Raw genomic sequence first — 26,036 nt, forward strand, 5'->3', positions numbered from 1 at the left:
TGGATTATTAACTCTGTTTCGTTAAAACTGACATAAGGTATAGCACGCAACGCCGGCCTGCTGCAATTTATCTTCACCACCGAGCTCAGGCAAAGAGACTACAAAAGCGGCTTCAACAACGTCTGCACCTGAGGACTTAATCAACTGACTTGCAGCAACCACCGTTCCGCCGGTAGCCAGTAAATCGTCGACAATTAGCACTCTGTCGTTTTCAGTCAAAGCATTTTCATGCATTTGCAATTCGTCTAAGCCGTACTCTAATTCGTAATTCTGGCGCGTTACTTTACCGGGTAATTTTCCCGGTTTTCTTAACAAAGTGACCCCACACCCCATGGCATAAGCCAATGCGGAACCAAAAATAAAGCCACGGGCTTCAACGGCAGCAATTTGCGTTATGCCCTGCCCTGCATAGCGTTGCTTTAAGGTATTAATGGTTAATCTGAACGCATCAGCGTTTTGCAGTAAAGGCGTTATATCCCGGAAAATAATACCTGGCTTAGGGTAGTCCGGAATGGAGCCGATAGAGTCTCTTATATCAGTCATGGCTGATTCCATAATATTATTCTCATCATTATGCGACAAAGCGCACCGCCCAGGATTTTAGCGTATCCAACAGGAAATCTTCGCTCAAAGGTTTAGCCAGACATTGAGTTGCACCGGCCTTTAATGCTTTTGGCTCTATCTCTACCAAATCCTGAGTTGACATAAACAGCAACGGAGTGCGGTGATAAGCGTCTAAATCGCGCAGGTTTTTCAGTAAAGACAAGCCGTCCATAACCGGCATTTTGTGGTCAAGCAAAACCATATCAAAGTAGCTCTTTTTCGCTTTACTTAAGCCATCTAAACCATCCCGGGCTACAGTAACCTCAAAGCCAAGTGGCTTTATCGCGCTACAAATAGACTCCAGAGTTTTGTCTTTATCCTCGACAACGAGCAAAGTGACTGACATAAATGTCGTTTACCTGATAGTTAATGAGGATGTATTTAAGAAGAAAGAATTTGTGTTAAACGCAGAACCAGCGGTAAACAGGCCCAGAATAAAAACAACACTGCCGTAATAAGCAAAAATCGTTTGCCTGCCGGTTCTTTAAAGGTTTCTGATGACATAACTTTTACCTCTTGATGAAATCGGGGCTGATCATACTCGATCCTCGACAACGATAAAAGTTGAATTCAATTCTTTACCTTCAATATCAATTGCTGCCCGGCTAGCCTGTTTAAAGTCTGCCCGGCCCCTTGCTGTAATTGTTCTTTGGGCCATTGAGGGAGTAATTCAGGTAAAAGCTCGAGTAAGCTATTTAATTGAATACTCTCTCTATTTTGTAGCTCTGTTAACAGTAAAAAAGTCATCGCATTAATGCGAATAAAGCGAACCTTATCGTTGCTATCGCGAAACACGATCAAAAAACGCGGTTCGGGCAAGGCTTCCTGAGGTTGAAACTCAGTACTTATTTCATCAACAGGGTACTGATATGACGAGACGATAGCCGTGGGGTTAAGTGCAATCAGAGAGTCACTTTCAAGCGCCTCTGCCGGATTAATATAATTTTCAGGCCACGACTTTTGCTCTACCGCCAGTTCTGCCCATTCATAATGAGCCAGTTCAGCCGCAAAGATAAACAACTCATCGTGAGACTGCAGGTATTCAACAAAACTTGCGGCAATACCAGTAAAATATGGTGACTGAGAGGAAAAGGTGCGAAAGAACCGTTCTTTGGTTTCTGTCCATTGCTTTCCCGCTGTCAGCTTTTTAAGCACAGGGAATGCACTATCAATAAAACGAAAGATATTATTGCGCAACAATCGTTGATAAACAGCCAGCCTCCGCGCTTCTATCTCATCTAGCCAAGGTTCGTCTACGAACTTTTCCGGTTCTTTTAACTGTTCAACAAAGCGATTTTGAATTTTTTTAAAAGTCATTTTACTCATGGCGAGCCTGTATCGCTTTTATTCTATTCAACTCCTGGTTTAACTCTTCCAGCGAAGGGAAGTTGAAATCTCTTTCCAACAAAGTAGGGTAAACGCCGTGCCGCCCATAAGCATAGTCCAGAAGCTGGAAAACTTCGTCTTTTACGCTGGCACCATGAGTATCAATATAAAGGTAGTCGTATTCTTCGTGGTGCCCGGCTATATGTCCGTAGACAATTCGCTCAGAAGGCAGACCGTCGATGAACTCATAAGGGTCATAACTGTGGTTTACGCTGTTAACAAAAACATTGTTCACATCCAGCAAAAGCTTACAGTCTCCTGCTTCAAGCACCTGATTAATAAACTCTAACTCTGTCATTTCCGGCGAGAGGCTGGCGTAATAAGAGACGTTTTCTAATATTAAAGCTTGCCCTAACCTATCCTGTACTTCTTTAATTCGTTCGCCAACATAGGCAACAGCATCAGTTGTAAAAGGAATGGGCAGTAAATCGTATAACTGGCCTTTATGAGAACAATAGCTTAAATGCTCACTGTAAACTCCTATGTCAAAGTCGCTTAAAAAGTGTTTCACATCTTTCAGAAAGCTTTGGTTCAGCGAATCCTGGCTGCCAATGGACAATGATAGCCCATGGCAGGTCAGTTGATATTTTCCGGCTATTTGGGCGAGTTTTTCCAGACGGGAACCTTTAAAAGGTATCCAGTTCTCAGGGGCTATCTCAAGAAAATCCGCATCAATATCTCCAGCTAAAGCAGCGTCAAGCAACTCGTTTCTTAAGCCAAGACCGACCGAATTAGACCTCATGTTTCTCTCCCCAGAAAACAAAAACCCGACACTGTGGCCGGGTTTTACTATGCAGTTATAAAAACGAAAAGTGGTTAATCGAGATCGATACCTTTTCGTTTAGCTGTAGACTTAATATAACCCTTCCAGCTACGAGCACTGCGACGTTGACCATCGAAGGTTGCAGCTTCATCAACATAACGCATAGCCTGGCGATAGTCACCACCATAGAAATACGCTTCCGCTAATGACATGTACACACGACCTTCTTCATTACGCTCCAAATAATCCAGAGCCTTTTTTAGGGGAGTTGCTGCCGCAATATACTGTTCATTTAACAGCATCAAGTTACCTTGCTTGCGGTAGTACTCACCTTTGTCATCACGTTCTTCAGCTGACTCAGCTGCGCGTTCATACCAGGAAACGGCTTTCTCAAGTTCTTTAGCACGATGGTAGCTGTTAGCGATGGTCGCAAAGTTTTTCGCTGTCTTTTCGATATCACCCGCTTCTACATGCTTCTCCATAGTAGAGGCCGCTTTGTACGGAATACCTTCGTTATCATACAACTGAACCAGCATTTTATACTGACTCTCCGTATCCAGGTATCCTGCCAAATACGCGATTTCCATAGTTTGAAGAGACTTATCTAAGTTTTCTTCTAACATATAAAATTGCGCTAACTGAGGCCACCAGCCAGTTTGCTCCGGCAACTTATTCAAACCTTCTTCAAGAACCTCTATCGCCTGAGGATACATCTTACGCTCATAGTAAGACGCCATCATCAGGTTGTAGATATTCTTGTCAGGTTTCTCTGACTCTTGTAAAGCCACTCGGGCAAAAGGAATGATCTGAGCAAAGTTCTTCATCTGGTAATGCGCATTAGCCATATACAAGAACACCTGAGCATCACGTTCGCCTGTAAACTGAACCCATTTTCTAAGGTATTCAAGACTTTGCTCGTACTTCTCTTCTTGCAGGCTAATTTGACCTACCAGTTTCATAGCCGCGGCCTGATCATTCCAGCCTAGAACGTCTTGGTCGACTGCACTTTTCAGAACGCTCAAAGCATCACCCATGCGCTCGTCTGCTGCATAAAGGTTACCAAGGAAGCGGGCTAAGTATGCCGAGTCGTAACCCGGATCCGGCTCTTGCTCTTCGAGAACCGCTATTGCTTCTTTGATTTTATCTTCTTCATACAGTTCAAACGCATCCATGATTGCCCGGCCAATACTCTGCGAAGCAGCTTTATTGTCGCGAGCTTTCTTCTGCGCCTCAACGGTCTCTTTATCCGGAATGCTGAAACCAAGGTCCTGAGCCGAAGCCTGGGCCGTTGTCATCAACATTACCGAAGCAAAAGCCAGGGCACTAACAAATGTTTTTATTGTATATTTCATTTCTTAGTTCCCATCCATTGTGAAGTCGAGCTGAACAGTCATACCTTCCTGACGAATAGGCTTACCGTCTACAACCTTAGGCTTATACTTCCAACGCAACAATGCGCGGCGTGCCTCACGGTCAAACACTCGACGAGGTTCAGAATCGATGACTTCAACGTCAGTTACACCACCTTGCTGGTCGATAGTGAAGCGCAGCTGTACCCAACCTTCGGTGCCGTTTCTTGCAGCTGAAGGCGGATAACGCGGTTCGATACGAACAATAGGTGTTGCGTCTCCGTCAGAACTTAATCCACCACCAGGTCCTGAAAGACCTGTATCAGCACCACCAACATCAACATCAAAACCCATGTTCATGTTCATGCCACTGTCTGATGTATCAGGCTCAGACTGTGGTGTTTCTGGTGGCTGCTCCGGCGGCGGCGGTGGCGGCGGCGGTGTACGCCGACGCTCCTGAACGTCAGACTCAGGTGGCGACGTTACGATGTCAATAACGGGCGTTGGAGCCGGCGCTTCGTTGCGCTGTGCTCCTCCGCCGATTAAGTAAGCCATGAAAGCAAACAGAGCAAACGTAACGGCGGCACCTAGTAGTAAAGATACTAAAAAGCGCACCATATTAGTTATTCTCCGCAGCTATGGATATCTTATCGATACCCGCTTCCTTAACCTGATCCATGACTTCTACAACGACACCATGTTCAGCTTTCTTGTCGGCCTGGATAACAACAACATCAGTTGGTTGTTCGGCAAGCATACGTTCAATGTTAGCGCCTACACGCTCAACATCCACTTGACGTTTATCCATCCAGACTTCACCAGTATCACGAATAGCGATAAAGATGTTAGCTGAAGGCTCCTTTGTCGTATTACTGGCTTCAGGCTTATTAACCTGAATACCCGCTTCTTTGACGAATGAGGTCGTTACGATAAAGAAGATCAACAGAATGAAGACGATGTCAAGCATCGGCGTCATGTCGATCGACGCATCTTCCTCTTCTCGATTACGATTACGTGCCATAGTTTTACTCTCTTAGTGATGTGGCAAACTGTCAACAAGGCCTTCTTTCGCTCTACGCACTTTACTTTCCAGGCGTGTCGCGAAAAACATACCGGATAACGCAGCAACCATTCCCGCCATAGTCGGGATTGTTGCCATCGAAATACCCGATGCCATTAGACGAGGGTTACCCGTCCCTTGTACTGCCATGATTTCAAACACCGCAATCATACCTGTTACGGTACCCAGCAGCCCAACTAGTGGACATAAGGCAACACAAGTTTTTATCAACAGAATACGTGCATTCAGTTTATCGTTCGCTTCGGAAATCCATGCTTCACGGATTCTATGGGCGTACCATGAGGTGGTGTCCTTACGGGCATCCCATTTCGCTATAATGTCATTGCGAAGTTTAGGGAAAGCACCTGTAAGGTACCAATAACGCTCAATCATCAGTACCCACATTAGAAAGAGCACCCCCATGACGATGTACAGGACATCGCCACCGGTAGCCAGAAAATCCCTGATAGATTCCCAAAGTTCCATCAGGTAAAGCATGGGTTACTCCTTCTCCGAATGCGCAGCTACGATACCCGCTGCTTGCTCGTCCAGAATATGAACAATAGACTTGCCGCGAGAAGCCACAATACTGTGAGCCAAAATCAATGGAATAGCTGCAATCAGACCCATAGCTGTTGTTACCAACGCCATAGAGATATCGCCTGCCATGATCTTCGGATCACCGGTACCAAACAGTGTAATAGACTGGAACGTACCAATCATACCAACAACTGTACCTAACAAACCAAGCACTGGAGCAATAGCCGCAAGGATCTTAATGACGTTAATGCCACTTTCGACTCTCGGGGTTTCACGTAAAATTGCTTCGTCCAGTTTCAACTCTAAGTTTTCAACGTCTGCATTCTTATTCTCTTGATAAACCTTAAGAATACGGCCTAATGCGTTGTTGTCTTTAGGTTGCTCTGGGTTCTTCAACTGAGAGCGGATTTTTCCTGCAGCAGTTGTCAAGGTAACCAGTTTGAATACAGAAATTAACAGACCAAGAATTAATACTGCAGTAATTACATAACCAACAGTACCACCTTGATGATAACGCTCTTCCAAAGTCGCTTTACCAGTTAACAAGCTAAGAATCTGACCTTTTGAAGGATCAAGAAATACACCTTCATAACCTTCTTCAGTGTTAGTAAACTCTTTAGCTTGCGAAGTCGCACTACCTTCTGGTTGACGACCTAACGGCTGAACTTGTTCCGTCGTGTCGTTGTATACCAGGTACTCGTTATCAGAAATTAAGTTAAAGGTACCAACACGAACCACTTCACGAGTTTCACTACCGCCGTCAAGCAAAGTTACATCAGTATTGAACTTAACCACTTTGCCCGATTCCACCATTTCAGTCAGCAGGGCTTTCCAAAGCTCTTCAAGTTCTTCCAGAGTAGGAAGTTCTTTTGCTTCAGACAGGCTTTCCAGAACGTCTTCACGACCCGGGTATTCTGCACTGATAATAGAAGTCGCAATACGACCGATAGTTTCTGTCGCAGCACCACGAACAACACCGAACATTTCACCTAAGGTGCCTTTAGCATTCTCAAGCTCTTGCTCTTTGTTGGCGAGGTCAACTTCGTTCTCAGAAAACTCTTCCTGTAAACGCTTACCACGAGCTTTTTCTTCTTCTAACTGCTTCTCTGCACGATTAAGCAAAGCTTGCTTATCCGCACGAGCAGCTGTGAATTCACGCTCACGTTCAGCGTTCAATTCACGAGAAGATACACGGTTTTTCTCAACAAGCTGTAATAGCTCGTCTAAACTTTTGGCTTCAGATTGCTCCTGAGCTTGCGCAGCGAGAGTCGTACCTGCAGAAAGGCTGACTGCTGCTGCAATCATTAACGATTTAACTAATTTATTCATTCTGCACTCTCCGCTGCGAATACTGGAAGTTTCACCAGATCGTAAGCAAGCTGCTTACGTGACATACGAATCGCTTGGGTTAGAGGACGGATAAACTCGTCTTCCAAAGCAGTCCACTCATCGGTTTCGTTGTTGTAAATCCAGGCATTTTTCAAGTCCAGAGACTGAGCCAGAAACGCAACACGACCCATGTGAAAATAATCAACGGCAATTTTTTCACCATCGATTTCCAGGTTGCCCTGATAAGAAATCAAGCCTGAACCGTAGTCCATTTCTGTTTGATAAGCTTCGATGATTTGACGAAATTGCTCTGATGTAGAAACACTTGAGCTATCCATGATATCGCGCAGACGCTCTACACGATCCATACGCTTTTCACGGTGAATTGGAATGTCCAATTTCACAAATTGCTCAAGCGAGTCAATCATTTCATACATCAAAGGAACAACGCCTTGTTTCGTGCGTTCGATTCCGTCGATCTGCTTCTGAAGAGACTCAAGCGTAGCGTTCTGGTCATTAACCAAGCCTTGAACGTGATCGTTATAGACCTTTAAGTTCTCGTACTCAGAAACGACTGAACGATATTCGATAAGAAGATCCTGGCTTTGTTCGAACAAAGAGTCGACTTTCTTCTGCGACTGTTCGTCAGCGTTCAAAATCTTTTGCTCTTCGTTTTGTAGCTTAGCTACATCTACTTGCTGTGCAGCGGCAACGCCGGTGCCAGCAAACGCCATCACACCCATCAGGGTTGCAGCGAGTTTGGTTCTTTTGATTACTTTGGTCATAGTTCCCAACCAATTTGACTTAACTTCCGCTTCAACGCCTAAGGCGCGAAACACCAGTTGTTTGAATGACGAAAAGATCTAGTTCTACACTTATTATTATTATTGCCAGAAATACAGCAATACCAACGAATACTCCCACGATGACTATACGCTGTCAACCAAGTAAACTGAGTCAACCGCGCTATAGCTGCCGCGCTATATCCAGTGCAGAACACGGATCTGGAGTCGCGTAATTTCCAGATATTTTCTCGGACAACATCCTGTCGTCAACTCTTTTCATACCCTCAGTATCAGCACTTGTATACCTAACTTTGGATATTACTCCTACCTGAATAGTATCACTTTTTGATCGACGAACAACACTGACATTTCAATTTCAACGTTTTTTAAACAAATAATTTACCAGCCTATATGCAATGGTAGACCCAATTTCGTGACCTAAGTTTCAAAATCCTTTAGTATAGAGGGATGAGAGAGATATTAAATGTAACCTCAATACAACATATTGAACAGCTGCTCAACACTTTACAGGAGCGAGCTGAGGAAATTGATGGGAAAAACAGAAAGAAACATCGCCAACTTAGCGAAAATTGGTTTAGTTCCTCCCTATTCAGTCAGAGTTCTAATCTGGCTATCGATTACGTTGCGGAGACCCGCAACCTTTTCCGACAGCTCCGGCAAAGCGACAATCAACAGGCTCAACGTTACCTCGCGGAAAAACTTAGCCTGCAGCTAGAAGCATTAAACACAGCTTTTCGAGCTAATAGACCACCTAAACAGCAGCAAGATCATCGCATTACTGCGCAAAACCAACTACAGCAGATGCATCAACAATTAGTGACTTATCGTGACTACGAAAGGCGACTGACAGAAAACCTGGATACGGCTGCTGCGGGTAATAACCCAACCGTGATTCAAAGCGCGCAGCAACGCCTTAACCGTTGCCAAATGGCCATTGATACTCTGGAGAAAAAGATTAGCCGTTATGAAGAAGGTTGACGTTCCTTTTATCTACTCACCTTTATACAGTGAATTAGATTTACCTCCCAGACACCGTTACCCAATAGAGAAGTATCGCCTACTAAAAGACTGGGCGGTTAAGCACGGAGCAACCAATAATCAATGGCATCAACCTGAGCCGCTTAGCTGGGAACAGGCAACGCGAACGCACTGTCCCGGTTATTTGTCTCAGTTGCGGCAGAACAGCATGGATAAAAGCAGCTGGCGACGCATAGGCTTTCCCTGGTCAGAACAACTATTGTACCGCACCCTCACCTCCGCTGGAGGCACACTGTTGACGACAGAGCTGGCACTAACGAAGGGAATTGCCATACACTTTTCCGGCGGCTACCATCATGCTCACAAAGACTGGGGCAGCGGCTTTTGCTTACTCAACGATTTAGCAATAGCCTGCAATGAAATACTAGTTTGCCACCCAAAGCTAAAAATAGTGGTACTGGATACCGACGTTCATCAAGGCGACGGAACCGCCACGCTCTTCGAAAATGACGAGAGAGTTTTTACCTGCTCAATACACGGAGAGCGCAACTTTCCATTTTCCAAAGTGAGCTCTAATCTGGACATTCCTTTAGCTAAACATACCTCTGACAAAGAATACTTAGCTGCTCTTGAAAATACTCTCGAACACATCAACCAAGAAATCAAACCTGATCTTATTCTTTACGATGCCGGTGTCGACATTTATCAGCGGGACGAGTTAGGTCATCTGAATATTAGCCTGGCGGGTATTTTTCAAAGAGACCTTACTGTACTACGCTTTGCTAAACGACATCAGACTCCTCTAGCCGCTGTCATCGGCGGCGGGTATCAACGTAATTTACCACGTTTGGTCAGAGCCCATGCCCAACTACTAAGAGCCAGTTATTATGTCTATACTGAGAATGAGCTAACAGAAGGATAAAGGTATGAAGTTTGACGATGACATTCACAATTATTATGAACGCTTAGTTGCAGACCGGATAGAAGAACTGGAACTGGAAAAGCAACACAGCCAGGAGTTTCTTGCTGATCTCAGTTGCCTGGTACTTAATCAGTTGCCGCCGCGGTATATTCGTCACGAAGTTGATATGGCTTTCTTTTTACCACCGTCAAAGCGGCTGGACATGGAAATGCAGGTACACAAAGCAATAGCGGAAGCGCTGGAGTTTTTAAAAGGAAGAAAACGTCCTGACGGAGATTAATAAAGATTGGGTGGCGACTCTACCAGCCACACCTCGGCACACACATCCCTGACTACGGCTGCTCCCTTCCGGGCCTGACCGGGTTCACCAGTTAGCGTTGCGAGGGGACCCGCAGAGTCACCATAAACGCTTTACTCAAAGCGGGCTGCATTATGAACCAGTTACCCAGCTGAAACAACCCACAGTTTATCTTTTGCTTACTTTTTCTGCAGCTTTGCAGCAATTGCCTGACGAGCTTCATCTGAGCTTAACGCTTTTGCAAAAAACGTCGCTTCACGACTGATGCGATCCGCTACTGATTCCGCTGGCTGCTTTAACAAATGCTTGGAAATTCGTAATGACTTGCTGGATTGCTTACGAAGTTTATCCAGAGTTTCGTCAACCACAACAGGCAAACGCTCAAGCGAAACCACATGATTAACAAACCCGGCCTGTTGAGCCGATTGAGCGTCAAAACTTTCGCCAAGCAATAACAGCTCTGCCGCTTTTTGGTAACCACAAATTTGCGGCAACAACAAACTTGAAGCGGCTTCAGGTAACAACCCAAGCTGAACAAATGGCAATGCAAATACCGCGTCGTCACTACTGTAAACAATATCGCAATGCAGTAGGAGCGTCGTGCCTATGCCTATTGCTAATCCATTAACCGCAGCAACTATAGGCACCTCAGCACGCGCCAACGTCTGTAAAAACTGAAACGGGGGTGCCGATTCGTCTAAGTTTTCAATTGATAAGAAGTCATTTAAATCGTTACCGGCAGAAAAACTGTCGCCACTGGACTCAAAAAGCACAGCATGAATCGAGCTATCGTTGTCTGCCGCTTTCAACGCGTCATTACATGTTGTGTACATGTCCTGAGTGAAGGCATTCTTCTTTGCCGGTCGGTTCAGACGTATGCGAACAATACCGTTATCCTGCGAAACTTGTACGAGCTCTTCAGTATTCAAAATCTGTCTCCCATCAATTATTACTGACCGCGATTTTTCCAGGCCTTTTTAGTCGCTTCGTGCATTGGCACAATCAGTTCCAGCGCACTCTTATCGCCGGCCGGTAGTTCCATTTGATTAGGACGTTTTGGCGTGACTCGCTGACCCCATTTAATCAATCCGGCACCGCAAGTGAGTCCACCACCAAACACGGCTGACATAATGCTGTCGCCTGGTTTGATAATACCGTTGTCAGCGGCTTCAGCAAAAGCAATAGGCAATGTCGCTGAGGACGTATTCCCGTAATTCTGAATATTAATAACGGTTTTCTCGCTCGGCACTTTACACATTTTACCTAAGAAATCGATTAACCGTTTATTCGCCTGATGCGGAATAAGAGCATCGATATCGTCGGTGGTCATGCCGGTTTCCTGAAAAACTTTTTCAACAGCAGAGCTCATGCCCTTCACTGCCCGTTTAAATATTTCCTGACCAACAAAATCAAATTGCATGATGCCGTCAAAATTAAAGCGGTCAAAGCTTGAGCCAAAATTCAGGCTCAACACGTCGCGGGCATCGGCATCACAACTAATATGGCTGGCCAGCAAACCAACCTCTTCATCTGAGGCTTCAAGTACCATAGCACCCGCACCATCACCGAATAACACCGCACTTTCGCGTTTGGTCCAGTCCAGAACGCGGGTTAAGCGCTCAGCACCTATCAGCAAAACTTTTTTATGTGCGCCGGTTTTTATGCCTTGAGTTGCAACATGCATAGCGTATAAAAAGCTGCTGCAAGCTGCATTCAGGTCAAACGCTGCCGCACTTTTTGAGCCAATATTTTGCTGTACTTTAGAAGCGACGTTAGGAATAAGTTCATCTGCAGTACAAGTACCGACAATGATGAGATCCAATTCGTTGGGGTCTAAATCGGCAGCAGCCAGGGCATTGCGTGCAGCAACCGTCGCCAACTCGGATGTGCCGACATGGCTTACTCGACGTTCGGAGATGCCCGTTCGAGAAACAATCCACTCGTCCGAAGTTTCCAGGAAAGTGGCAAGATCATCATTGGTCATTACAGCCGGTGGCAGACATTTTCCCCAACCGGTAATTTCAGCAAATTTAGTCACGGCAAAACCTTTTACTTCTGTCGGCTAGTATCGTCATAATGGTAAGGTATTTTATGACAATACGGTTTCACCGTATGATAGCACGAATCGACGTCAGGTGAATGACCGCCAGAAAAAAGGATAACTCCAATGTTCCGAACAATATTAGCAGCAGGTTTTTTACTTATTCTCAGCGCCTGTCAGAGCCAGCCTGATCCATTAATTATCAGCTCTGACACTGTTACTGATAAACTCAGTGCTAAGATTAATCAGCTAAAAGTCGACGACCGACGTTCCTACTCTTATCTGTACCGTCATAAAAAAGATGAAGATAAGGCCCAGTTTGCGCCCGCTCAAAGGCCTTTAACCGACATTATCGAAGAGGCTTTACAGCCTGTTACAGGAGCTTCAGACAACAACGGGCTTACCTGGCATGTCACCATTGAAAAGGCGTTGATTGACGCAACGCTTCATACAGTGAAATACGAACTGGAGCACAGTGTGACTATCCGCGTAGAGGCAACCAGAGGGAACCGTCGGTACAGTAACTTTTATTCGGGAACCTATAATTCGAGCGGTGGTCTGAAGCCTGCTCAGGCAACTATAGAACGTCAGTTTAATCAACTGTTGAACTCAGTACTCACGGAAATTGCCAATGACCCTAAGCTGCGTATACGTGAACAAGAGGATTTTTAGCCATGACATTCCTTAAATACTTTATTGGCATTACCGCGGCCTTTTTTATCAGCGTCGGGCACACTGAGATTCAGCCGGACAACCCATTCCCCCGGGTTAAATTAGTCACCTCTATGGGTGACATTACGGTTGAACTTAACCGCGATGCCGCGCCGTTAACCGTTAAAAACTTTTTCCGCTACGTGAAAAAAGCACAATACAACGACACCATATTTCATCGTCTGGTGCCGGACTTTGTCATTCAGGGCGGAGGTTACGACGAAGACTTTCAGGACAAACCTTCTTACGAGAAAGTTGTAAATGAGTCTGGTAACGGCTTAAAGAACGAATATGGCACCGTTGCCATGGCTCGTGAGCGCGGTCCTCATTCTGCTACCCGCCAGTTTTTCTTTAATTTAAATGACAATAGCTCACTAGATCCCGACGATGGTGACTGGGGATATACTGTTTTTGGTCGCATTGTGGATGGCTTAGATGTACTGGAAGCTATGGCGGAACTAGAGTCTCAGGCTTACAGCGATGATATTGGTTGGGCCGATGTACCTGTCGACCCACCTATTTTAAAACGCATAGAGGTTGTTCCTCAAAACTAATGGCTTTAACCAAACCAACTTTTTGGCAAGACCTTAAAGTCTACAAACAGCCCCGCGTTTTAGTTATTTTTGTTCTGGGTCTTGCCAGCGGGTTTCCGTGGGTGATGATTGGCTCGGCGCTGTCCGCCTGGTTGCAGGAGGTAGGGCTTACCCGCTCGGTAATTGGGTACTTCGGCGCGGTTTTTGGCGCCTACTCCATAAATTTTTTATGGGCGCCTCTTATCGATAACTTCAAGCTACCGCTGCTCACGCGCTGGCTGGGTCAACGAAGAAGCTGGATCTTTCTCTGCCAGATGCTCATTGCCGGAGGCTGTTTCGCATTGGCCAGCCTCGATATCACCAGCAACCTGCATCTGGCCGGAATAATTGCTCTGGGCATTGCGGTAAGTTCTGCAACTCAGGATATTGCCATTGACGCCTACCGAATCGAGTCTTTTGCGGAAACCGAAGGCCGCCTGCAAAGCGCCGGCGCAGCAATGACAACCGCTGGGTGGTGGACAGGTTACAGCGGTTTAGGCGCCCTGCCGTTCTTTTTTGTCGATGGTATAAACTGGCAATGGCAGCACGCGTATTTCGGTTTGGGCTGCATCATGTTAGTCCTTGCCGCCGTCGTACTTTTTGTGCGCCGTACCACTTATCATCAGGACCCGACCATAAAGACAAAACTGACCCATTTTTGGCCGGCAATGAAAGAAAGAGTCAATCTTGTTGTTATTCAGCCCATTGGTGAATTTTTTTCCCGCAACGGCGTTAAGCTGGCGTTTTCAATTCTGGCTTTTATCTTTTTGTTTAAAATTGGCGAAGCTTTTCTGGGTCGAATGTCGATTGTTTTCTATAAAGAAGTTGGTTTTACTAATGCCGAAATCGGCACCTATTCAAAATTGGTTACCTGGTGGGTGACGATTGTTTTTGCTCTGTTGGGCAGTGCCGTCAATTTACGACTGGGCATAATTAAAGGCCTGCTCATAGGCGGTATAGCCATGGCCTCCTCTAACCTGATGTTCTCGTGGATTGCTCTGGTAGGCCCGGATACGAACCTCTTTCTAAGCGCGGTTTTAATTGATGGCTTCACCAGTGCCTGGTCAACTGTCGCCTTCGTTGCATTTATCAGTTTACTTTGTAACCGAACCTTTACTGCAACCCAGTATGCGTTAATGGCATCGTTGGGGGCTTTAGGAAAAACCGTACTGTCGTCCTCCAGCGGAAAAATTGTCGATTATATGGATGGTAACTGGGCACTATTCTTTGTGGTAACCGCTTTAATGGTCATTCCCAGTCTTATCTTCCTCTGGGTAATTCGTAAACCCATAGCCGAGCTGGAGCGAAAACGTGACGAAGGCTAACCTGAACTGGGTAATTCTTGGCCCCGGAGCCATCGGAGGGCTTATTGGTGGCGCTCTGCTGGAACACGGCCAGATTGTGTCGGTACTACCGCGAAAGAGCGGACCGCGAGAAATAAACTGGCAAGTCACACACAAGCAATTTAAGGCTGACTGCAGTGCTCCGGTTATTACACAACCTTTGCCCGAAAATACTGTGTTCGTTGTTGCGGTTAAGGCCTTTGATGTGGTTCAGGCCTTGCAACGCATAACGACATTGCATGGCTTTAATAAAACCATGCCCATAATAATAAGCCACAACGGTATGGTGGAACTTCCGGAGCCGGTAAAAGAACTTAATTTACACCCATTGGTGACAACTCATGGAGCAGTGATAAGCCGAAATGAGAATGGCAAGCTTTGTATAGAACACCGCGGGGCAGGCCGAAGCTGGCTGGAAGTTGGCCCTGCAGTCCGGAATCAGCCGACGGACTTTGACCCAGGCTTGGTCCTGCAACAGGCTTTTCCTCCGCTTACTCTGGAACAAGATCTCAGTCAGAGGCGCTGGTTAAAGTTCATTATTAATTGCGTTATTAATCCGCTGACCGCAGTTCATCAGTGCGCAAATGGCGAATTACTGAAGGAAAACTGGCAGACACAAGTATACAGCCTTGTGGCAGAAGCCGTTGCTGTAGCCAAGAGTCAAAACGTGTCGCTGACAACTGAGGAATGCTATAAGGAGGTACTTTTTGTAGCAAAGGAAACAGCCTTAAACCACTCTTCAATGCTGCAGGATATTCAACAACAACGGCGTACCGAGATACAGCAGTTAACCGGTTATTTAATTAACGCTGGTAAGACGGCGGGTGTTGCCACACCGACTCACCAGCAACTACTTGATGAATTCCAACGAAGTTACGGCGGTTAGTCTTTATCTTCAATAAAGTCGACCACTTCCAGGCCAAAGCCTGACAGTGCAGAGTAACGTTTTGGCGAGCTCATTAAGTGCATTTTATGAATGTTCAAGTCTGCCAGAATCTGTGAGCCTAAACCGACATTCCGGGACGCATTTGACGCCGACGTCGTTGGCTTGTGTTCGCCTTTGTCCTGAGCTTCAAACTCACACACCTGAGCAATGATGCTTTCCGGCGTCTGCTGACGACCAATAATAACCAGCACACCATCGTGTTCAGCAATATAGGACATAGCTTTCTGAATTGGCCAACTGCGTTTTGCTGCACGCTCCGTTAAAAAGGTATCGTGGAAGGTGTCCTGCAAATGAACTCGTACGTTAGTCGCTTTATCTTGCGAGAGATCACCGTGAACAAGAGCATAATGTACCTGTTCATCAATAGTGTCCTGATAAGTGATTAACCGGAACTTGCCAAATGCCGTAGGCAAATTACATTCAGCCACCCGTTCTATGGTTTTTTCCTGTATCGAGCGATATTCGATTAAATCGGCAATGGTGCCGACTTTTATACCATGCTCTTCAGAAAAAGCTTCAAGATCAGCGCGGCGCGCCATGGTGCCATCTTCGTTCAGTACTTCCACTATAACGGAGGCTGGTTCAAAACCAGCTAAACGCGCAAGATCACAACCCGCCTCAGTATGGCCTGCACGGTTCAATACCCCACCCGACTTCGCTTTTAACGGGAAAATATGTCCCGGCATGACTAAATCTTCGGGCTTGGCGTCTTTTTTCACAGCATCCAGCACGGTTTTCGCTCTGTCCGCCGCGGAAATACCTGTGGTTACACCCTCAGCAGCCTCAATCGAAACAGTAAAACTTGTTGCGTATGGTGCGTTGTTCTTATCCACCATTAACGGTAAGTTCAGTTGCTCGCAGCGTTCTTCAGTCAGCGTTAAGCAAATTAGTCCACGACCGTAACGCGCCATAAAGTTGATGGTTTCCGGCGTCACACACTCGGCTGCAATAATGATATCGCCTTCGTTTTCGCGGTCTTCGTCATCCATAAGGATAACCATTTTACCCTGACGAATATCTTCGATAATCTCTTCTGTGCTATGCAGTGACATAACGCTTTACCCTTTAATCTTGTGTATGAGGTACTGCTACCAAGCGTTGATCTGGGCCTACCTGCCGACGATCAATAATTTTAAATCTTGGTGCTGAAGCTAAATTCAACGGCTCGTTCATGTCGATAACCGAACGTCCGTGATGACCCAATAACTGACCCGAACTGTAAATCATCAATCTGTCGCATAATTGCTGCTGAATAAGAGCGCCCGCCAAATTTGCCCCACACTCAGTCCATAGCTGGTTAATTTCGCGGTTAGCCAATTCAACCATAAGTGCCGGCAGACTCACTTTACCGTTAGAGTCTGCGGCTATAATTAATTCATGACAATGTGGGTGGCGACTGGGTTTACCGGGAGTTGTGCGCACTAACCAAACCGGCGCCGGAGAGTCAAAAACTCTGGCCTCATCATTCACCCGGTGCTGACTGTCAATAATAATACGTACCGGCTGTTTTAATGGCTCAGGCAGTGCCCTTGATTTTGGCCACTGGTCAACACGCACCGTCAATTTAGGATCGTCAGCCAGAATCGTTGCGGCACCACTCAGTATGGCATCGCCCTGTGCCCGAAAAAACTGCACATCACTGCGGGCAGCAGAGGACGTTATCCATTGACTGCGGCCATCTGACAACGCCGTTTTTGCATCCAGTGAGGTTGCCATTTTTAGGGTTACCCATGGACGTTGTCGTGTCATTCGGGAAATAAACCCCGGATTCAGACTCTCCGCAGCCGATTGCAGTACACCGACGTCCACAGAAATACCCGCAGCTTTCAGACGCTGAATACCATTACCGCTGACCCGTGGATTTGGATCCTGCATGGCAACCACAACACGTTTTACTCCGGCCTCAATTAACGCATCGCAACAAGGCGGTGTACGACCAATATGACTGCATGGCTCCAACGTGACATAAGCCGTTGCGCCCCTAGCTTTTTGCCCTGCCGCGCGCAAAGCATGTACTTCAGCGTGAGGTTCGCCAGCCTGATGATGCCAGCCTTCACCAACAACTTCAGTCCCGAGAGTAATGACACAGCCAACCGCAGGGTTCGGCCTGGTCGTCATCAGCCCACGCCGTGCCAGCATTAACGCACGGTGCATCATTTGATGGTCAAAGTACTGCGGGTTTAACTCAGTCATTAAGGCGCGCTATTTCTTCACCAAATTCGCGAATGTCCTCAAACGAGCGATAAACAGAAGCAAAACGAACGTAAGCAACCTTGTCTATCTGCTTGAGATTTTCCATTACCAGACTGCCGACGAAGTTACTGCTTATTTCACGCTCACCGGTTGCCCGGATACTGGATTTAATCTTGTTAATAGCCTGCTCCATCAACTCGAGACTCACAGGCCGCTTTTCCAGCGCTCTCAGCAATCCATTTCGGAGTTTATCTTCGTTAAATGGTTCGCGGGAACCATCAGTTTTGATAACCCGCGGCATAACCAGCTCAGCGGTTTCAAAGGTTGTAAAGCGCTCCTTGCAATGATTACATTCACGCCGGCGACGAACCGAGGCACCATCCGCAACCAATCGCGAATCGATAACCTTAGTATCCTGTGTGCCGCAAAATGGACAATGCATTGCCTGACTCCTTTATGTGCGCTCTACAACTGATAGCAATTAACCGTAAACCGGAAACTTAGCGCATAACGCTTTTACTTGCTCGCGAACTTCATTAATTTTGCTTTCGTCAGCAATGTCATCCAGCACGTCGCAAATCCAGTTGGCGACCTGCTCAGCCTCAGCTTCTTTAAAGCCGCGGCGAGTAATTGCCGGCGTGCCTAAACGCAGACCTGAAGTGACAAAAGGTGAACGCGGGTCATTAGGAACCGCATTTTTGTTAACGGTAATGAACGCTTTACCTAAAGCCGCATCGGCGTCTTTACCAGTAATATCTTTGTCGATAAGGTCGACCAGGAATAAATGATTCTGAGTGCCGTTCGACACAATTTTGTAACCGCGCGCCTGCATGGTTTTTACCATGGCATTGGCGTTCACTAACACCTGCTTTTGGTAGTCTTTAAATTCTGGCTGCAACGCCTCCTGAAAAGCCACCGCTTTACCAGCGATAACGTGACACAGCGGCCCCCCCTGGTTACCCGGGAATACCGCACTGTTTAATTTCTTGTGTAACTTTTCGTCGTCACTGCCGGAAATAATCAAACCGCCACGAGGACCCGCCAGAGTTTTGTGCGTAGTGGTAGTGACAACATGAGCATAAGGTACAGGATTCGGATAAACGCCGGCAGCAACCAGACCCGCTACGTGCGCCATATCAACCATTAAATAAGCATCAACTTTATCGGCAATTTCACGGAATTTTGCCCAGTCAACAATGCCTGAATACGCAGAGAAACCTGCGACGATAACTTTCGGTTTATGTTCCAGCGCCAGCTTTTCAACTTCGGCATAGTCAATTTCACCGGTGGATTCATCCAGGCCGTATGAAACCGCATTGTAAAGTTTGCCCGAAAAGTTCACACCAGAGCCGTGTGTTAAGTGACCGCCGTGAGCCAGGCTCATACCAAGAAAGGTATCGCCGGCTTCCATCATTGCCATAAAGGCAGCGGTGTTGGCTTGAGAACCGGAATGCGGTTGTACGTTTGCATACTTGGCGCCGAACAATTCTTTTGCCCGCTCAATAGCCAAGTCTTCTACTTTATCAACAAACTCACAGCCGCCGTAGTAACGCTTGTGCGGATAGCCTTCTGCGTATTTGTTGGTCAGTTGTGACCCCTGAGCCTGCATTACCCGCGGACTGGTGTAGTTTTCCGATGCTATCAACTCAATGTGTTGTTCCTGACGTTCAACTTCACCCTGCATCGCCTGCCATAAGTCCGCGTCAAAGTCGGCAATGTTCATCTCAGATTTCAGCATTACAGCTCTCCAAATCATTAAATGGTCTTAATTTGCCCGCTATTTTACCTTAAAACACAAATGAGTGCCTAGTTCAGCACAACAAAGTTTGGGGATGTCCGTAAATAACAGTAAACTATGCAGTAACTTTTTTGTTGATAAGAAGGATTTTACGTCGCTATGGCGCAATATATCTATTCAATGTCGCGGGTGAGCAAAGTTGTTCCCCCCAAGAAAACGATTTTAAAAGACATTTCTCTGTCGTTTTATCCCGGCGCCAAAATTGGTGTTTTAGGCGTTAACGGTGCTGGTAAGTCGACCTTAATACGCATTATGGCGGGTGTTGATAATGAATACGAAGGCGAAGCCCGTCCGTTAGCAGGTATCCAAATTGGTTATCTGCCTCAGGAACCTCAGTTAGATGAAAATAAAACGGTGAAAGAAACCGTTGAAGAGGCTGTGGCAGATGTAAAAGAGGCCTTCGCTAAGCTTGACGAAATTTATGCCGCTTATGCCGACGAAAACGCAGATTTCGACGCCTTAGCAAAAGAGCAAGGTGAGCTTGAAGCCTTGTTGCAGGCAAAAGACGGGCATAATATCGACAACATTCTTGAGCGTGCTGCAGACGCACTGCGCCTGCCGGAGTGGGATGCAAAAATCGGTAACTTGTCAGGTGGTGAAAGACGCCGTGTGGCCATTTGCCGCCTGTTGCTGTCGAAGCCTGACATGCTGTTACTAGATGAGCCGACCAACCACCTGGATGCAGAATCGGTGGCCTGGCTTGAACGCTTCCTGCACGACTACAATGGTACTGTGGTTGCGATTACCCACGACCGCTATTTCCTTGATAACGTTGCGGGCTGGATCCTTGAACTGGACCGTGGTTACGGCATTCCGTGGGAAGGCAACTACTCCTCCTGGCTGGAGCAAAAAGAAAAGCGCCTGGAGCAGGAAGAGCGTTCTGAAAAAGCACGCCAGCGTACTATTAAGCAAGAGCTGGAATGGGTACGTACTAACCCGAAAGGCCGCCAGGCGAAAAGCAAAGCACGTCTTAACCGCTTTGAAGAACTACAAAGTGGCGATTACCAAAAACGTAACGAAACCAACGAACTGTTTATTCCACCAGGCCCTCGCTTAGGCGATAAAGTTATTGAGGTTAACGCTATAAGCAAGGCTTACGGCAAGCGCCAGCTCATTGATAACTTAAGCTTTAGCGTCCCCAAAGGCGCTATCGTTGGTATTATCGGTCCAAACGGTGCGGGTAAATCCACTTTATTCCGCATGATTAGCGGGCAGGAACAACCTGACAGTGGTTCAGTTGAATTGGGCGAAACCGTGCAGTTAGCCAGTGTTGATCAGTTCCGTGACAACATGGATGACAGCAAAACCGTCTTTGAAGAAATTACTGACGGCAACGACATTCTGAAAATTGGTAACTTTGAAGTTAACGGCCGGGCTTATGTTGGTCGCTTTAACTTCCGTGGTACCGACCAGCAAAAACGTATTGGCGAGCTGTCTGGTGGTGAGCGTAACCGTGTGCATTTAGCCAAGCTGCTAAAAGCCGGCGGCAACACCTTGTTACTCGATGAGCCCACCAACGATTTAGACGTGGAAACCCTGCGGGCACTGGAAGAAGCGATTCTGGAATTCCCGGGCTCTGTGATGGTTATTTCGCACGACCGTTGGTTCCTTGACCGTATTGCTACTCACATTCTGGACTACCGCGACGAAGGTGAAGTGGTATTCTACGAAGGTAACTACAGCGATTACGAAGCTTATATGAAAGAAAAATTCGGTGAACAGGCTATGGAGCCGCACCGCATTAAATACAAACCTATTGGTTAATAAGCTGAATAGCAAAGGGGGAGCTTTATCGCTCCCCTTTTTTATTTCCGAATTACATGACATCCAGCGCTTGCTGAAGATTTTTCACCCCAATAACTTCCATACCCTTGGGCGAGGTTTTGGGCTTATTACCAATAGGTACAATAGCTTTTTTAAAACCATGCTTAGCCGCTTCGTTTAAACGCTCCAGACCATTAGGTACCGGGCGTATTTCGCCGGCTAACCCGACTTCGCCAAACACGATTAACTCACGTGCCAGAGGTTCGCCTTTGAAACTCGACACTATAGCTAATAATAAAGCTAAATCCGCAGAGGTTTCAGATACCTTCACTCCGCCAACGACGTTCACAAAAACGTCCTGATCCGATACCTGTAAACCGCCATGCCGGTGCAGAACGGCCAACAACAGTGCAAGACGCGTAGCTTCAAGTCCTACCGCAACCCGCCGAGGATTCGCAAGAGCCGAGTAATCTACCAATGCCTGAATCTCGACCAACAAAGGTCGGGTACCTTCCCAGATCACCATCACCACAGAGCCATTGCCTTGATCTTCCGCGCGTTGCAGGAATATCGCCGATGGATTCGAGACCTCTTTCAGTCCACCACCTGTCATCGCAAATACTCCGAGTTCATTTACCGCACCAAACCGGTTCTTGGTGCCACGCAGAGTGCGATAACGGGAATCTGATGAGCCATCCAGAAGTACAGAGCAGTCAATGCAATGTTCCAGCACTTTTGGCCCGGCCAGATGTCCTTCTTTGGTCACGTGTCCGACCATAATAATGGCGACATTTTTTTGTTTGGCGTAACGCGTTAAAAACGCGGCTGATTCGCGCACCTGAGATACGCTGCCCGGTGCCGACTGAATATCCGCCATATGCATCACCTGAATGGAATCAATGACCATAATGGCAGGTTTTTCTTTATCAGCCAGCTGGCAAATGCTTTCCACTGAGGTTTCGGACAACATACGCAGTTTATTCGTCGGCAGGTTAAGCCGCTGCGCCCGCATTGCCACCTGCTGCAGAGATTCCTCGCCGGTAACGTATAATGCAGGCATGCGTTCTGCCAGTTTGCATAAGGCCTGCAGTAATAACGTACTTTTTCCCGCGCCCGGTGAACCGCCGATGAGTATGGCCGATCCGGGCACAACGCCGCCGCCCAAAACGCGGTCAAACTCCTGAAAGCCCGAGCTAAAACGCGGAACTTCCTGTAAGTCCACCTCGTTCAGGGTTTGCACCCGGCCTTCGGTAATACCGCTGAAGCCCCGCCGTTCAGATGAAGTAGAAGTTGTTTTTGATGTTAAACGAATTTCAGTTAGCGTGTTCCAGGCCTTACATTCCGGGCATTGCCCAAGCCAGCGCGGGAAGTCGGCGCCACAGTCATTACACACATACGCACTTTTTGCTTTTGCCATTCGTCTGCTTCTCGTTTTATGATGAGGTATTATTCAAGAATAACTATAAAAAATATTAGACTTTGATGCCGAACCTTTATTTTGACCAACTTATCGATCAGTTAAAACCCGTCGTTTACGATACTGACTTTGACACCTTATTTCAGTCGTTAACTGAAAACGAAGATGGTCCCACAAAGTTCAAGCTTAAAATGGAGCTTAGACGTTTAGCTGCTCCCTGTCATCGCACTGTTGATTTGCGTAATCAGGTCGATGGCGAGTGCCGTCCTTACGAATACAATGGGCGCAGGCATCAGCTTGACGATGTTGCTATTGAAATTTTTGAGCAGGGTCTGGAAACCTATAAAGGCGTTTTCACCCAGGATACTTTTGAACAAATACTGGATGCAGACAATCATTTACGCCAGGCTCGCGAAGAAGAAAGAGCCTTCGCACAAAGTTTAGCGAACCACAACGCCGAGCCCTTAAGTGGCCAGTCACCATTTTTAAACAACGACAACGAGGCTGAATCTTACCTTTTAGAGACATTCCACTTTGGCCAGTACCCTTACCGCGCCGAAGAACGAATGAATTTTACCATCGAAGTCGGGCTGGAAGACAGTAAAGGAAAAAATTATCAGGCGGTAACAGCTGATATTTCCATTACCGGGATGCGCGTGCGCGTTAACGACGAACATAATCTGCAATACGGCGATTCACTGTCGCTTTATTTTACCGGGTTGGCGAAAGAGTTCACGGTAAACCCCGAAACACGAATTCCCTATCGCATTGTCGGAGTTCAGGAAGTAGACGGTAAACATTACTTAAGCTTGAATCGAGATCCGGACTATCAGTCAGCCGAACTGGATAAGTTTTTTCATCGATTCATTAATGGTTATAAAAAACGCTACCGCGTTAATATTGATAATACTTACAACACCATACTCAATAAAGGACACGAGCAATTCCTGTTGCCCAGGATGCAGCAGTTGCCGGTGTTCTTTTCTGAGGCAAACAAACAACTGGTAGCCGATTACGTATTAACCACCGACAACAACCGCTTTATTTTAAGTAACTGGATTAATGAACTGAATCAAATCAGTTTCGGTTCTATTTTTAATCTGCGCCGCAGCCGCTGGTTACTGCACGACTTAGCTCAAAAGGAGCAAACTCGGTTGCTGGTAATGACCTTTTCTATTACCGCCCGCGGAAAAATTTACAACTACTCTGCCACCGCAGAAGAGCTGCAAAAAACCGGTTTATGGGACACCTATATTGCCTTTGGCAGTAAAAAAGCGTCCTGGCGAGTTTATCAAATTGATTTACGTCGGGTAGATTTGAATCAGGCATGGCAACCCCAGAGCGTTCCGAAGAACATTAATGTTCCGTTTCGCATCAACCCGCCTACAGCACAAGTTAAACGAGCGATAGCACCCTTACGATATATGGGAGTGGTCAACGATATAACGGATAGTTTGCAGGGCTTTTTCGATACCGGTATTGAAAAAGAGCAGTTATCATCATTAAAAGCTTTCGCGCACCCACCGTCCACACCTATTCGTACTAAAGAAGCACGCCTTGAGTTTATTAACTTACGCAGTGAGAAACGCTTCAGCTACCGCAGTCGTTGCCGGGTTAAAGTTGGCAAGCTGGTTCGTGACGGCATGATCATTGACCTTTCCGTCAGCGGTCTGCAAGTACAAATTGATACACCTTTACCGGCAGAAAAAGGTGACAACGTCGACATTTCGCTGACCGGCTTTAAGAAGCTCTATAAAAAAGCCAAGTTAGACCATTTAGCTTACACCATAGCTTCTGTTGACGATGCCCGCACCACCTTGCGTTTGAAAATTGAAGGTGACAATGAACAACACATGGGCTCGGAGTTCATACGCTTTTTAATTCGTGAACAGCGTGACCTTCTTAAGTTGCAAGTGGAAAACACCTCAATAAATGGGCTGGAACTATGTCTGCGCAATTTGTACTGTGACGCTCCGGGCTCATTACCGGTATTTCTGTACAGAAATAAAAAACGTAAAACTTCTGTGCGCAGGGCTGGTCTCTCTAACTGGCCATCCGGATGGGCTAAATTATTAGCTAAATTTCCCGGCAGTCAGCCAAGTGCTATTAATTTACAACCGCTGCTGCGAGGCTCTTCGTTAACAGAAGAACTTCTCCCCAGGTTAAATGAGATGGATCGTACATCGGAACCTGTCACTTTATTGCTGTTACTGCGGTTATATCGTCAAAATGGTGAGGACATAGTTCAGACCCAATGGCTGGAAGGTAATGACAACCAGGCTATTGAATCTTTTATTGAGCAAAGCATACCCAATTCTATCTTTCGGGCTGTCACTGTGACTCTTTCCAGAACAGGACGCCCTGATACTCAGTTTATTCAGGCCGAACTGAATTACATTAGCCGCTATGCCGCTTATCGGGCGCAGGAAATAGAAGAAGACTTGTGGCAGGTATACGCCATTGCAGACACGGTTGATGTGACCGAAAGCTTACTGGAGTTTGCCTTAACGGGCACCGACGCCATTAAGGAGCAACAGGAGCGCTTAAATAACTGGCTCAATAAGTTCTGACTGTTTAAGGTAGCCTAGTATCTCGAGTAAGTTATTGGAATTGACAGAATAATCCGCAATAGCCTGCAATGCCGGTTTTGCATTAAAAGCAATACCAACAGCAGCGGCTTTAAGCATTAAGGCGTCGTTGGCGCCGTCTCCTACCGCAACGGTTCGGTCAGACGGAATATTCCAGTGCCCGGCCAGTTGCTGAAGCTGTTCAGCTTTAACTTTAGCGTCAACAATGTCACCTAATACCTTCCCGGTCAGACAGCCATCGGCTACTTCCAACTGGTTAGCGATAACCGCATCCAGATTCAGAGCCGCCTGAACCCGGTTTGCAAACCAGGTGAAACCACCGGAAACCAGTGCAGTTTTCCAGCCCGCGGCTTGCAGCGCCTGAATAAGTTCTTTAGCGCCGGGGTTAAATGGAATAGGTGAAAATAAACTTTCCAGATCAGACTCTTTAATGCCTTCGAGGCAGGCCACACGCTGGGTTAAGCTCTCTGCGAAATCAATTTCTCCCCTCATAGCGGCTTCCGTTATGGCCGAGACTTTAGTATAACGGTTGTTTAATCGTGCAATTTCGTCGATACACTCAATATGAATTAAGGTAGAATCCATGTCGAAAACAATTAAACCAGAACTGTGTTTCATTTAACGGGAAA

The 26,036-nt window shown here is 46.6% G+C and carries 28 protein-coding genes and 1 other RNA gene; 9 read left to right on the forward strand and 20 right to left on the reverse strand.

The window, feature by feature from the left end:
- Positions 1–21: 21 nt before the first annotated feature.
- From RJ32_RS13805 to RJ32_RS13850, 11 genes are all read right to left on the reverse strand, one after another.
- Complete coding sequence (locus tag RJ32_RS13805) at positions 22–555, reverse strand: adenine phosphoribosyltransferase (RefSeq protein ID WP_034823069.1); 534 nt, start codon at positions 553–555, stop codon at positions 22–24.
- A gap of 16 nt (positions 556–571) precedes the next feature.
- Entirely contained in the window at positions 572–949 is a 378-nt protein-coding gene (locus RJ32_RS13810; protein WP_034823018.1) for a response regulator, read from the reverse strand.
- A gap of 35 nt (positions 950–984) precedes the next feature.
- Entirely contained in the window at positions 985–1,107 is a 123-nt protein-coding gene (locus RJ32_RS15370; protein WP_255801606.1) for a hypothetical protein, read from the reverse strand.
- Positions 1,108–1,173: 66 nt separating this feature from the next.
- Positions 1,174–1,920 (reverse strand): DUF2063 domain-containing protein, encoded by a 747-nt coding sequence (locus tag RJ32_RS13815; RefSeq protein ID WP_235598963.1) that lies wholly within the window; start codon positions 1,918–1,920, stop codon positions 1,174–1,176.
- A 1-nt stretch (position 1,921) separates the two neighbouring features.
- Positions 1,922–2,731, reverse strand: a complete 810-nt coding sequence (locus tag RJ32_RS13820; protein WP_034823023.1) for a DUF692 domain-containing protein — start codon at positions 2,729–2,731, stop codon at positions 1,922–1,924.
- A gap of 74 nt (positions 2,732–2,805) precedes the next feature.
- Positions 2,806–4,104: a lipopolysaccharide assembly protein LapB gene (locus tag RJ32_RS13825; protein WP_011235086.1), complete on the reverse strand. Its 1,299-nt coding sequence runs from the start codon at positions 4,102–4,104 to the stop codon at positions 2,806–2,808.
- 3 nt (positions 4,105–4,107) lie between these two features.
- A complete protein-coding gene (locus RJ32_RS13830) occupies positions 4,108–4,719 on the reverse strand; it encodes an energy transducer TonB (protein ID WP_011235087.1) in 612 nt (203 codons plus the stop codon).
- 1 nt (position 4,720) lies between these two features.
- A complete protein-coding gene (locus RJ32_RS13835) occupies positions 4,721–5,122 on the reverse strand; it encodes a biopolymer transporter ExbD (protein ID WP_034823025.1) in 402 nt (133 codons plus the stop codon).
- 12 nt (positions 5,123–5,134) lie between these two features.
- Positions 5,135–5,659, reverse strand: coding sequence for a MotA/TolQ/ExbB proton channel family protein (locus RJ32_RS13840; RefSeq protein ID WP_011235089.1), 525 nt, complete (start codon positions 5,657–5,659; stop codon positions 5,135–5,137).
- 3 nt (positions 5,660–5,662) lie between these two features.
- Complete coding sequence (locus tag RJ32_RS13845) at positions 5,663–7,030, reverse strand: MotA/TolQ/ExbB proton channel family protein (RefSeq protein ID WP_034823026.1); 1,368 nt, start codon at positions 7,028–7,030, stop codon at positions 5,663–5,665.
- Positions 7,027–7,815 (reverse strand): DUF3450 domain-containing protein, encoded by a 789-nt coding sequence (locus tag RJ32_RS13850; RefSeq protein ID WP_034823071.1) that lies wholly within the window; start codon positions 7,813–7,815, stop codon positions 7,027–7,029. Before RJ32_RS13850 ends, RJ32_RS13845 begins: the two co-directional genes overlap by 4 nt.
- A 468-nt stretch (positions 7,816–8,283) precedes the next feature.
- Here RJ32_RS13850 and priC point away from each other — a divergent pair, with 468 nt between their 5' ends.
- The 3 genes from priC to RJ32_RS13865 are packed head-to-tail and all read left to right on the forward strand — an operon-like array spanning position 8,284 to position 10,016.
- Complete coding sequence (priC, locus tag RJ32_RS13855; RefSeq protein ID WP_034823028.1) at positions 8,284–8,814, forward strand: primosomal replication protein PriC; 531 nt, start codon at positions 8,284–8,286, stop codon at positions 8,812–8,814.
- Positions 8,801–9,736, forward strand: coding sequence for a histone deacetylase (locus RJ32_RS13860; protein ID WP_034823029.1), 936 nt, complete (start codon positions 8,801–8,803; stop codon positions 9,734–9,736). The genes priC and RJ32_RS13860 overlap by 14 nt, the downstream gene beginning before the upstream one ends.
- Before the next feature lie 4 nt (positions 9,737–9,740).
- Complete coding sequence (locus RJ32_RS13865) at positions 9,741–10,016, forward strand: late competence development ComFB family protein (protein WP_011235094.1); 276 nt, start codon at positions 9,741–9,743, stop codon at positions 10,014–10,016.
- A gap of 17 nt (positions 10,017–10,033) precedes the next feature.
- Here RJ32_RS13865 and ffs read toward each other — a convergent pair.
- The 3 genes from ffs to RJ32_RS13880 all read right to left on the reverse strand — a co-directional run bounded on the left by ffs (position 10,034) and on the right by RJ32_RS13880 (position 12,072).
- An RNA gene (gene ffs, locus RJ32_RS13870) (signal recognition particle sRNA small type) lies at positions 10,034–10,130 on the reverse strand.
- Between the two features lie 83 nt (positions 10,131–10,213).
- Complete coding sequence (locus tag RJ32_RS13875; protein WP_034823030.1) at positions 10,214–10,963, reverse strand: enoyl-CoA hydratase; 750 nt, start codon at positions 10,961–10,963, stop codon at positions 10,214–10,216.
- Between the two features lie 20 nt (positions 10,964–10,983).
- Positions 10,984–12,072: a ketoacyl-ACP synthase III gene (locus tag RJ32_RS13880; protein WP_034823031.1), complete on the reverse strand. Its 1,089-nt coding sequence runs from the start codon at positions 12,070–12,072 to the stop codon at positions 10,984–10,986.
- A 129-nt stretch (positions 12,073–12,201) separates the two neighbouring features.
- Here RJ32_RS13880 and RJ32_RS13885 point away from each other — a divergent pair, with 129 nt between their 5' ends.
- Genes RJ32_RS13885 through RJ32_RS13900 form a run of 4 tightly spaced genes read left to right on the forward strand, consistent with a single transcriptional unit; the run spans position 12,202 to position 15,587 of the window.
- Entirely contained in the window at positions 12,202–12,747 is a 546-nt protein-coding gene (locus tag RJ32_RS13885) for a YajG family lipoprotein (protein WP_034823032.1), read from the forward strand.
- A gap of 2 nt (positions 12,748–12,749) precedes the next feature.
- The gene (locus tag RJ32_RS13890) at positions 12,750–13,340 is read left to right on the forward strand and encodes a peptidylprolyl isomerase (RefSeq protein ID WP_034823033.1); all 591 of its coding nucleotides are present in this window, start codon (positions 12,750–12,752) and stop codon (positions 13,338–13,340) included.
- Positions 13,340–14,683, forward strand: a complete 1,344-nt coding sequence (locus RJ32_RS13895) for an MFS transporter (protein ID WP_034823034.1) — start codon at positions 13,340–13,342, stop codon at positions 14,681–14,683. Before RJ32_RS13890 ends, RJ32_RS13895 begins: the two co-directional genes overlap by 1 nt.
- Positions 14,670–15,587: a ketopantoate reductase family protein gene (locus tag RJ32_RS13900; RefSeq protein WP_034823035.1), complete on the forward strand. Its 918-nt coding sequence runs from the start codon at positions 14,670–14,672 to the stop codon at positions 15,585–15,587. Before RJ32_RS13895 ends, RJ32_RS13900 begins: the two co-directional genes overlap by 14 nt.
- On the opposite strand, the gene ribBA is transcribed toward RJ32_RS13900, so the two are convergent.
- From ribBA to glyA, 4 genes are read right to left on the reverse strand one after another with little or no spacing between them, the layout of a single operon-like run.
- Positions 15,584–16,699, reverse strand: coding sequence for a bifunctional 3,4-dihydroxy-2-butanone-4-phosphate synthase/GTP cyclohydrolase II (gene ribBA, locus RJ32_RS13905; protein WP_034823036.1), 1,116 nt, complete (start codon positions 16,697–16,699; stop codon positions 15,584–15,586). The genes RJ32_RS13900 and ribBA overlap by 4 nt on opposite strands.
- Positions 16,700–16,712: 13 nt before the next feature.
- On the reverse strand, positions 16,713–17,840 hold the full coding sequence (gene ribD, locus RJ32_RS13910; protein WP_034823038.1) for a bifunctional diaminohydroxyphosphoribosylaminopyrimidine deaminase/5-amino-6-(5-phosphoribosylamino)uracil reductase RibD: 1,128 nt from the start codon (positions 17,838–17,840) through the stop codon (positions 16,713–16,715).
- The gene (nrdR, locus tag RJ32_RS13915; RefSeq protein WP_011235103.1) at positions 17,833–18,282 is read right to left on the reverse strand and encodes a transcriptional regulator NrdR; all 450 of its coding nucleotides are present in this window, start codon (positions 18,280–18,282) and stop codon (positions 17,833–17,835) included. Before nrdR ends, ribD begins: the two co-directional genes overlap by 8 nt.
- A 39-nt stretch (positions 18,283–18,321) precedes the next feature.
- Positions 18,322–19,578 (reverse strand): serine hydroxymethyltransferase, encoded by a 1,257-nt coding sequence (glyA, locus tag RJ32_RS13920; protein WP_034823039.1) that lies wholly within the window; start codon positions 19,576–19,578, stop codon positions 18,322–18,324.
- Positions 19,579–19,737: 159 nt separating this feature from the next.
- Here glyA and ettA point away from each other — a divergent pair, with 159 nt between their 5' ends.
- Positions 19,738–21,402, forward strand: coding sequence for an energy-dependent translational throttle protein EttA (gene ettA / locus RJ32_RS13925; RefSeq protein ID WP_034823040.1), 1,665 nt, complete (start codon positions 19,738–19,740; stop codon positions 21,400–21,402).
- A gap of 52 nt (positions 21,403–21,454) precedes the next feature.
- Here the strand turns inward: ettA and radA are convergent, their stop codons facing one another.
- Positions 21,455–22,819, reverse strand: a complete 1,365-nt coding sequence (radA, locus tag RJ32_RS13930) for a DNA repair protein RadA (RefSeq protein WP_034823041.1) — start codon at positions 22,817–22,819, stop codon at positions 21,455–21,457.
- Positions 22,820–22,884: 65 nt separating this feature from the next.
- Here radA and RJ32_RS13935 point away from each other — a divergent pair, with 65 nt between their 5' ends.
- Positions 22,885–25,389: a PilZ domain-containing protein gene (locus RJ32_RS13935; RefSeq protein ID WP_034823042.1), complete on the forward strand. Its 2,505-nt coding sequence runs from the start codon at positions 22,885–22,887 to the stop codon at positions 25,387–25,389.
- Here RJ32_RS13935 and serB read toward each other — a convergent pair.
- Positions 25,363–26,025 carry a phosphoserine phosphatase SerB gene (gene serB, locus RJ32_RS13940; RefSeq protein ID WP_034823043.1) on the reverse strand — a complete coding sequence of 221 codons (663 nt, stop codon included), beginning with the start codon at positions 26,023–26,025 and terminating at the stop codon, positions 25,363–25,365. The genes RJ32_RS13935 and serB overlap by 27 nt on opposite strands.
- Positions 26,026–26,036: the final 11 nt, after the last annotated feature.

Origin of the sequence: Idiomarina sp. 28-8, assembly GCF_000320945.2 — a bacterium.
GTDB lineage: Bacteria > Pseudomonadota > Gammaproteobacteria > Enterobacterales > Alteromonadaceae > Idiomarina > Idiomarina loihiensis.

Excerpts from the sequence above, each read along its gene's own strand:
- RJ32_RS13830 (WP_011235087.1), bottom strand. The coding sequence starts at position 4,719 with ATGGTGCGCTTTTTAGTATCTTTACTACTAGGTGCCGCCGTTACGTTT.
- glyA (WP_034823039.1), bottom strand. The coding sequence starts at position 19,578 with ATGCTGAAATCTGAGATGAACATTGCCGACTTTGACGCGGACTTATGG.
- RJ32_RS13835 (WP_034823025.1), bottom strand. The coding sequence starts at position 5,122 with ATGGCACGTAATCGTAATCGAGAAGAGGAAGATGCGTCGATCGACATG.
- ribBA (WP_034823036.1), bottom strand. The coding sequence starts at position 16,699 with ATGTCACTGCATAGCACAGAAGAGATTATCGAAGATATTCGTCAGGGT.
- RJ32_RS13865 (WP_011235094.1), top strand. The coding sequence starts at position 9,741 with ATGAAGTTTGACGATGACATTCACAATTATTATGAACGCTTAGTTGCA.
- RJ32_RS13860 (WP_034823029.1), top strand. The coding sequence starts at position 8,801 with ATGAAGAAGGTTGACGTTCCTTTTATCTACTCACCTTTATACAGTGAA.
- ettA (WP_034823040.1), top strand. The coding sequence starts at position 19,738 with ATGGCGCAATATATCTATTCAATGTCGCGGGTGAGCAAAGTTGTTCCC.
- RJ32_RS13935 (WP_034823042.1), top strand. The coding sequence starts at position 22,885 with ATGCCGAACCTTTATTTTGACCAACTTATCGATCAGTTAAAACCCGTC.
- RJ32_RS13885 (WP_034823032.1), top strand. The coding sequence starts at position 12,202 with ATGTTCCGAACAATATTAGCAGCAGGTTTTTTACTTATTCTCAGCGCC.
- RJ32_RS13815 (WP_235598963.1), bottom strand. The coding sequence starts at position 1,920 with ATGACTTTTAAAAAAATTCAAAATCGCTTTGTTGAACAGTTAAAAGAA.
- serB (WP_034823043.1), bottom strand. The coding sequence starts at position 26,025 with ATGAAACACAGTTCTGGTTTAATTGTTTTCGACATGGATTCTACCTTA.
- RJ32_RS13810 (WP_034823018.1), bottom strand. The coding sequence starts at position 949 with ATGTCAGTCACTTTGCTCGTTGTCGAGGATAAAGACAAAACTCTGGAG.
- priC (WP_034823028.1), top strand. The coding sequence starts at position 8,284 with ATGAGAGAGATATTAAATGTAACCTCAATACAACATATTGAACAGCTG.
- RJ32_RS13825 (WP_011235086.1), bottom strand. The coding sequence starts at position 4,104 with ATGAAATATACAATAAAAACATTTGTTAGTGCCCTGGCTTTTGCTTCG.
- ribD (WP_034823038.1), bottom strand. The coding sequence starts at position 17,840 with ATGACTGAGTTAAACCCGCAGTACTTTGACCATCAAATGATGCACCGT.
- RJ32_RS13850 (WP_034823071.1), bottom strand. The coding sequence starts at position 7,815 with ATGACCAAAGTAATCAAAAGAACCAAACTCGCTGCAACCCTGATGGGT.
- RJ32_RS13845 (WP_034823026.1), bottom strand. The coding sequence starts at position 7,030 with ATGAATAAATTAGTTAAATCGTTAATGATTGCAGCAGCAGTCAGCCTT.
- nrdR (WP_011235103.1), bottom strand. The coding sequence starts at position 18,282 with ATGCATTGTCCATTTTGCGGCACACAGGATACTAAGGTTATCGATTCG.
- RJ32_RS13820 (WP_034823023.1), bottom strand. The coding sequence starts at position 2,731 with ATGAGGTCTAATTCGGTCGGTCTTGGCTTAAGAAACGAGTTGCTTGAC.
- RJ32_RS13840 (WP_011235089.1), bottom strand. The coding sequence starts at position 5,659 with ATGCTTTACCTGATGGAACTTTGGGAATCTATCAGGGATTTTCTGGCT.
- radA (WP_034823041.1), bottom strand. The coding sequence starts at position 22,819 with ATGGCAAAAGCAAAAAGTGCGTATGTGTGTAATGACTGTGGCGCCGAC.
- RJ32_RS15370 (WP_255801606.1), bottom strand. The coding sequence starts at position 1,107 with ATGTCATCAGAAACCTTTAAAGAACCGGCAGGCAAACGATTTTTGCTT.
- RJ32_RS13890 (WP_034823033.1), top strand. The coding sequence starts at position 12,750 with ATGACATTCCTTAAATACTTTATTGGCATTACCGCGGCCTTTTTTATC.
- RJ32_RS13805 (WP_034823069.1), bottom strand. The coding sequence starts at position 555 with ATGGAATCAGCCATGACTGATATAAGAGACTCTATCGGCTCCATTCCG.
- RJ32_RS13895 (WP_034823034.1), top strand. The coding sequence starts at position 13,340 with ATGGCTTTAACCAAACCAACTTTTTGGCAAGACCTTAAAGTCTACAAA.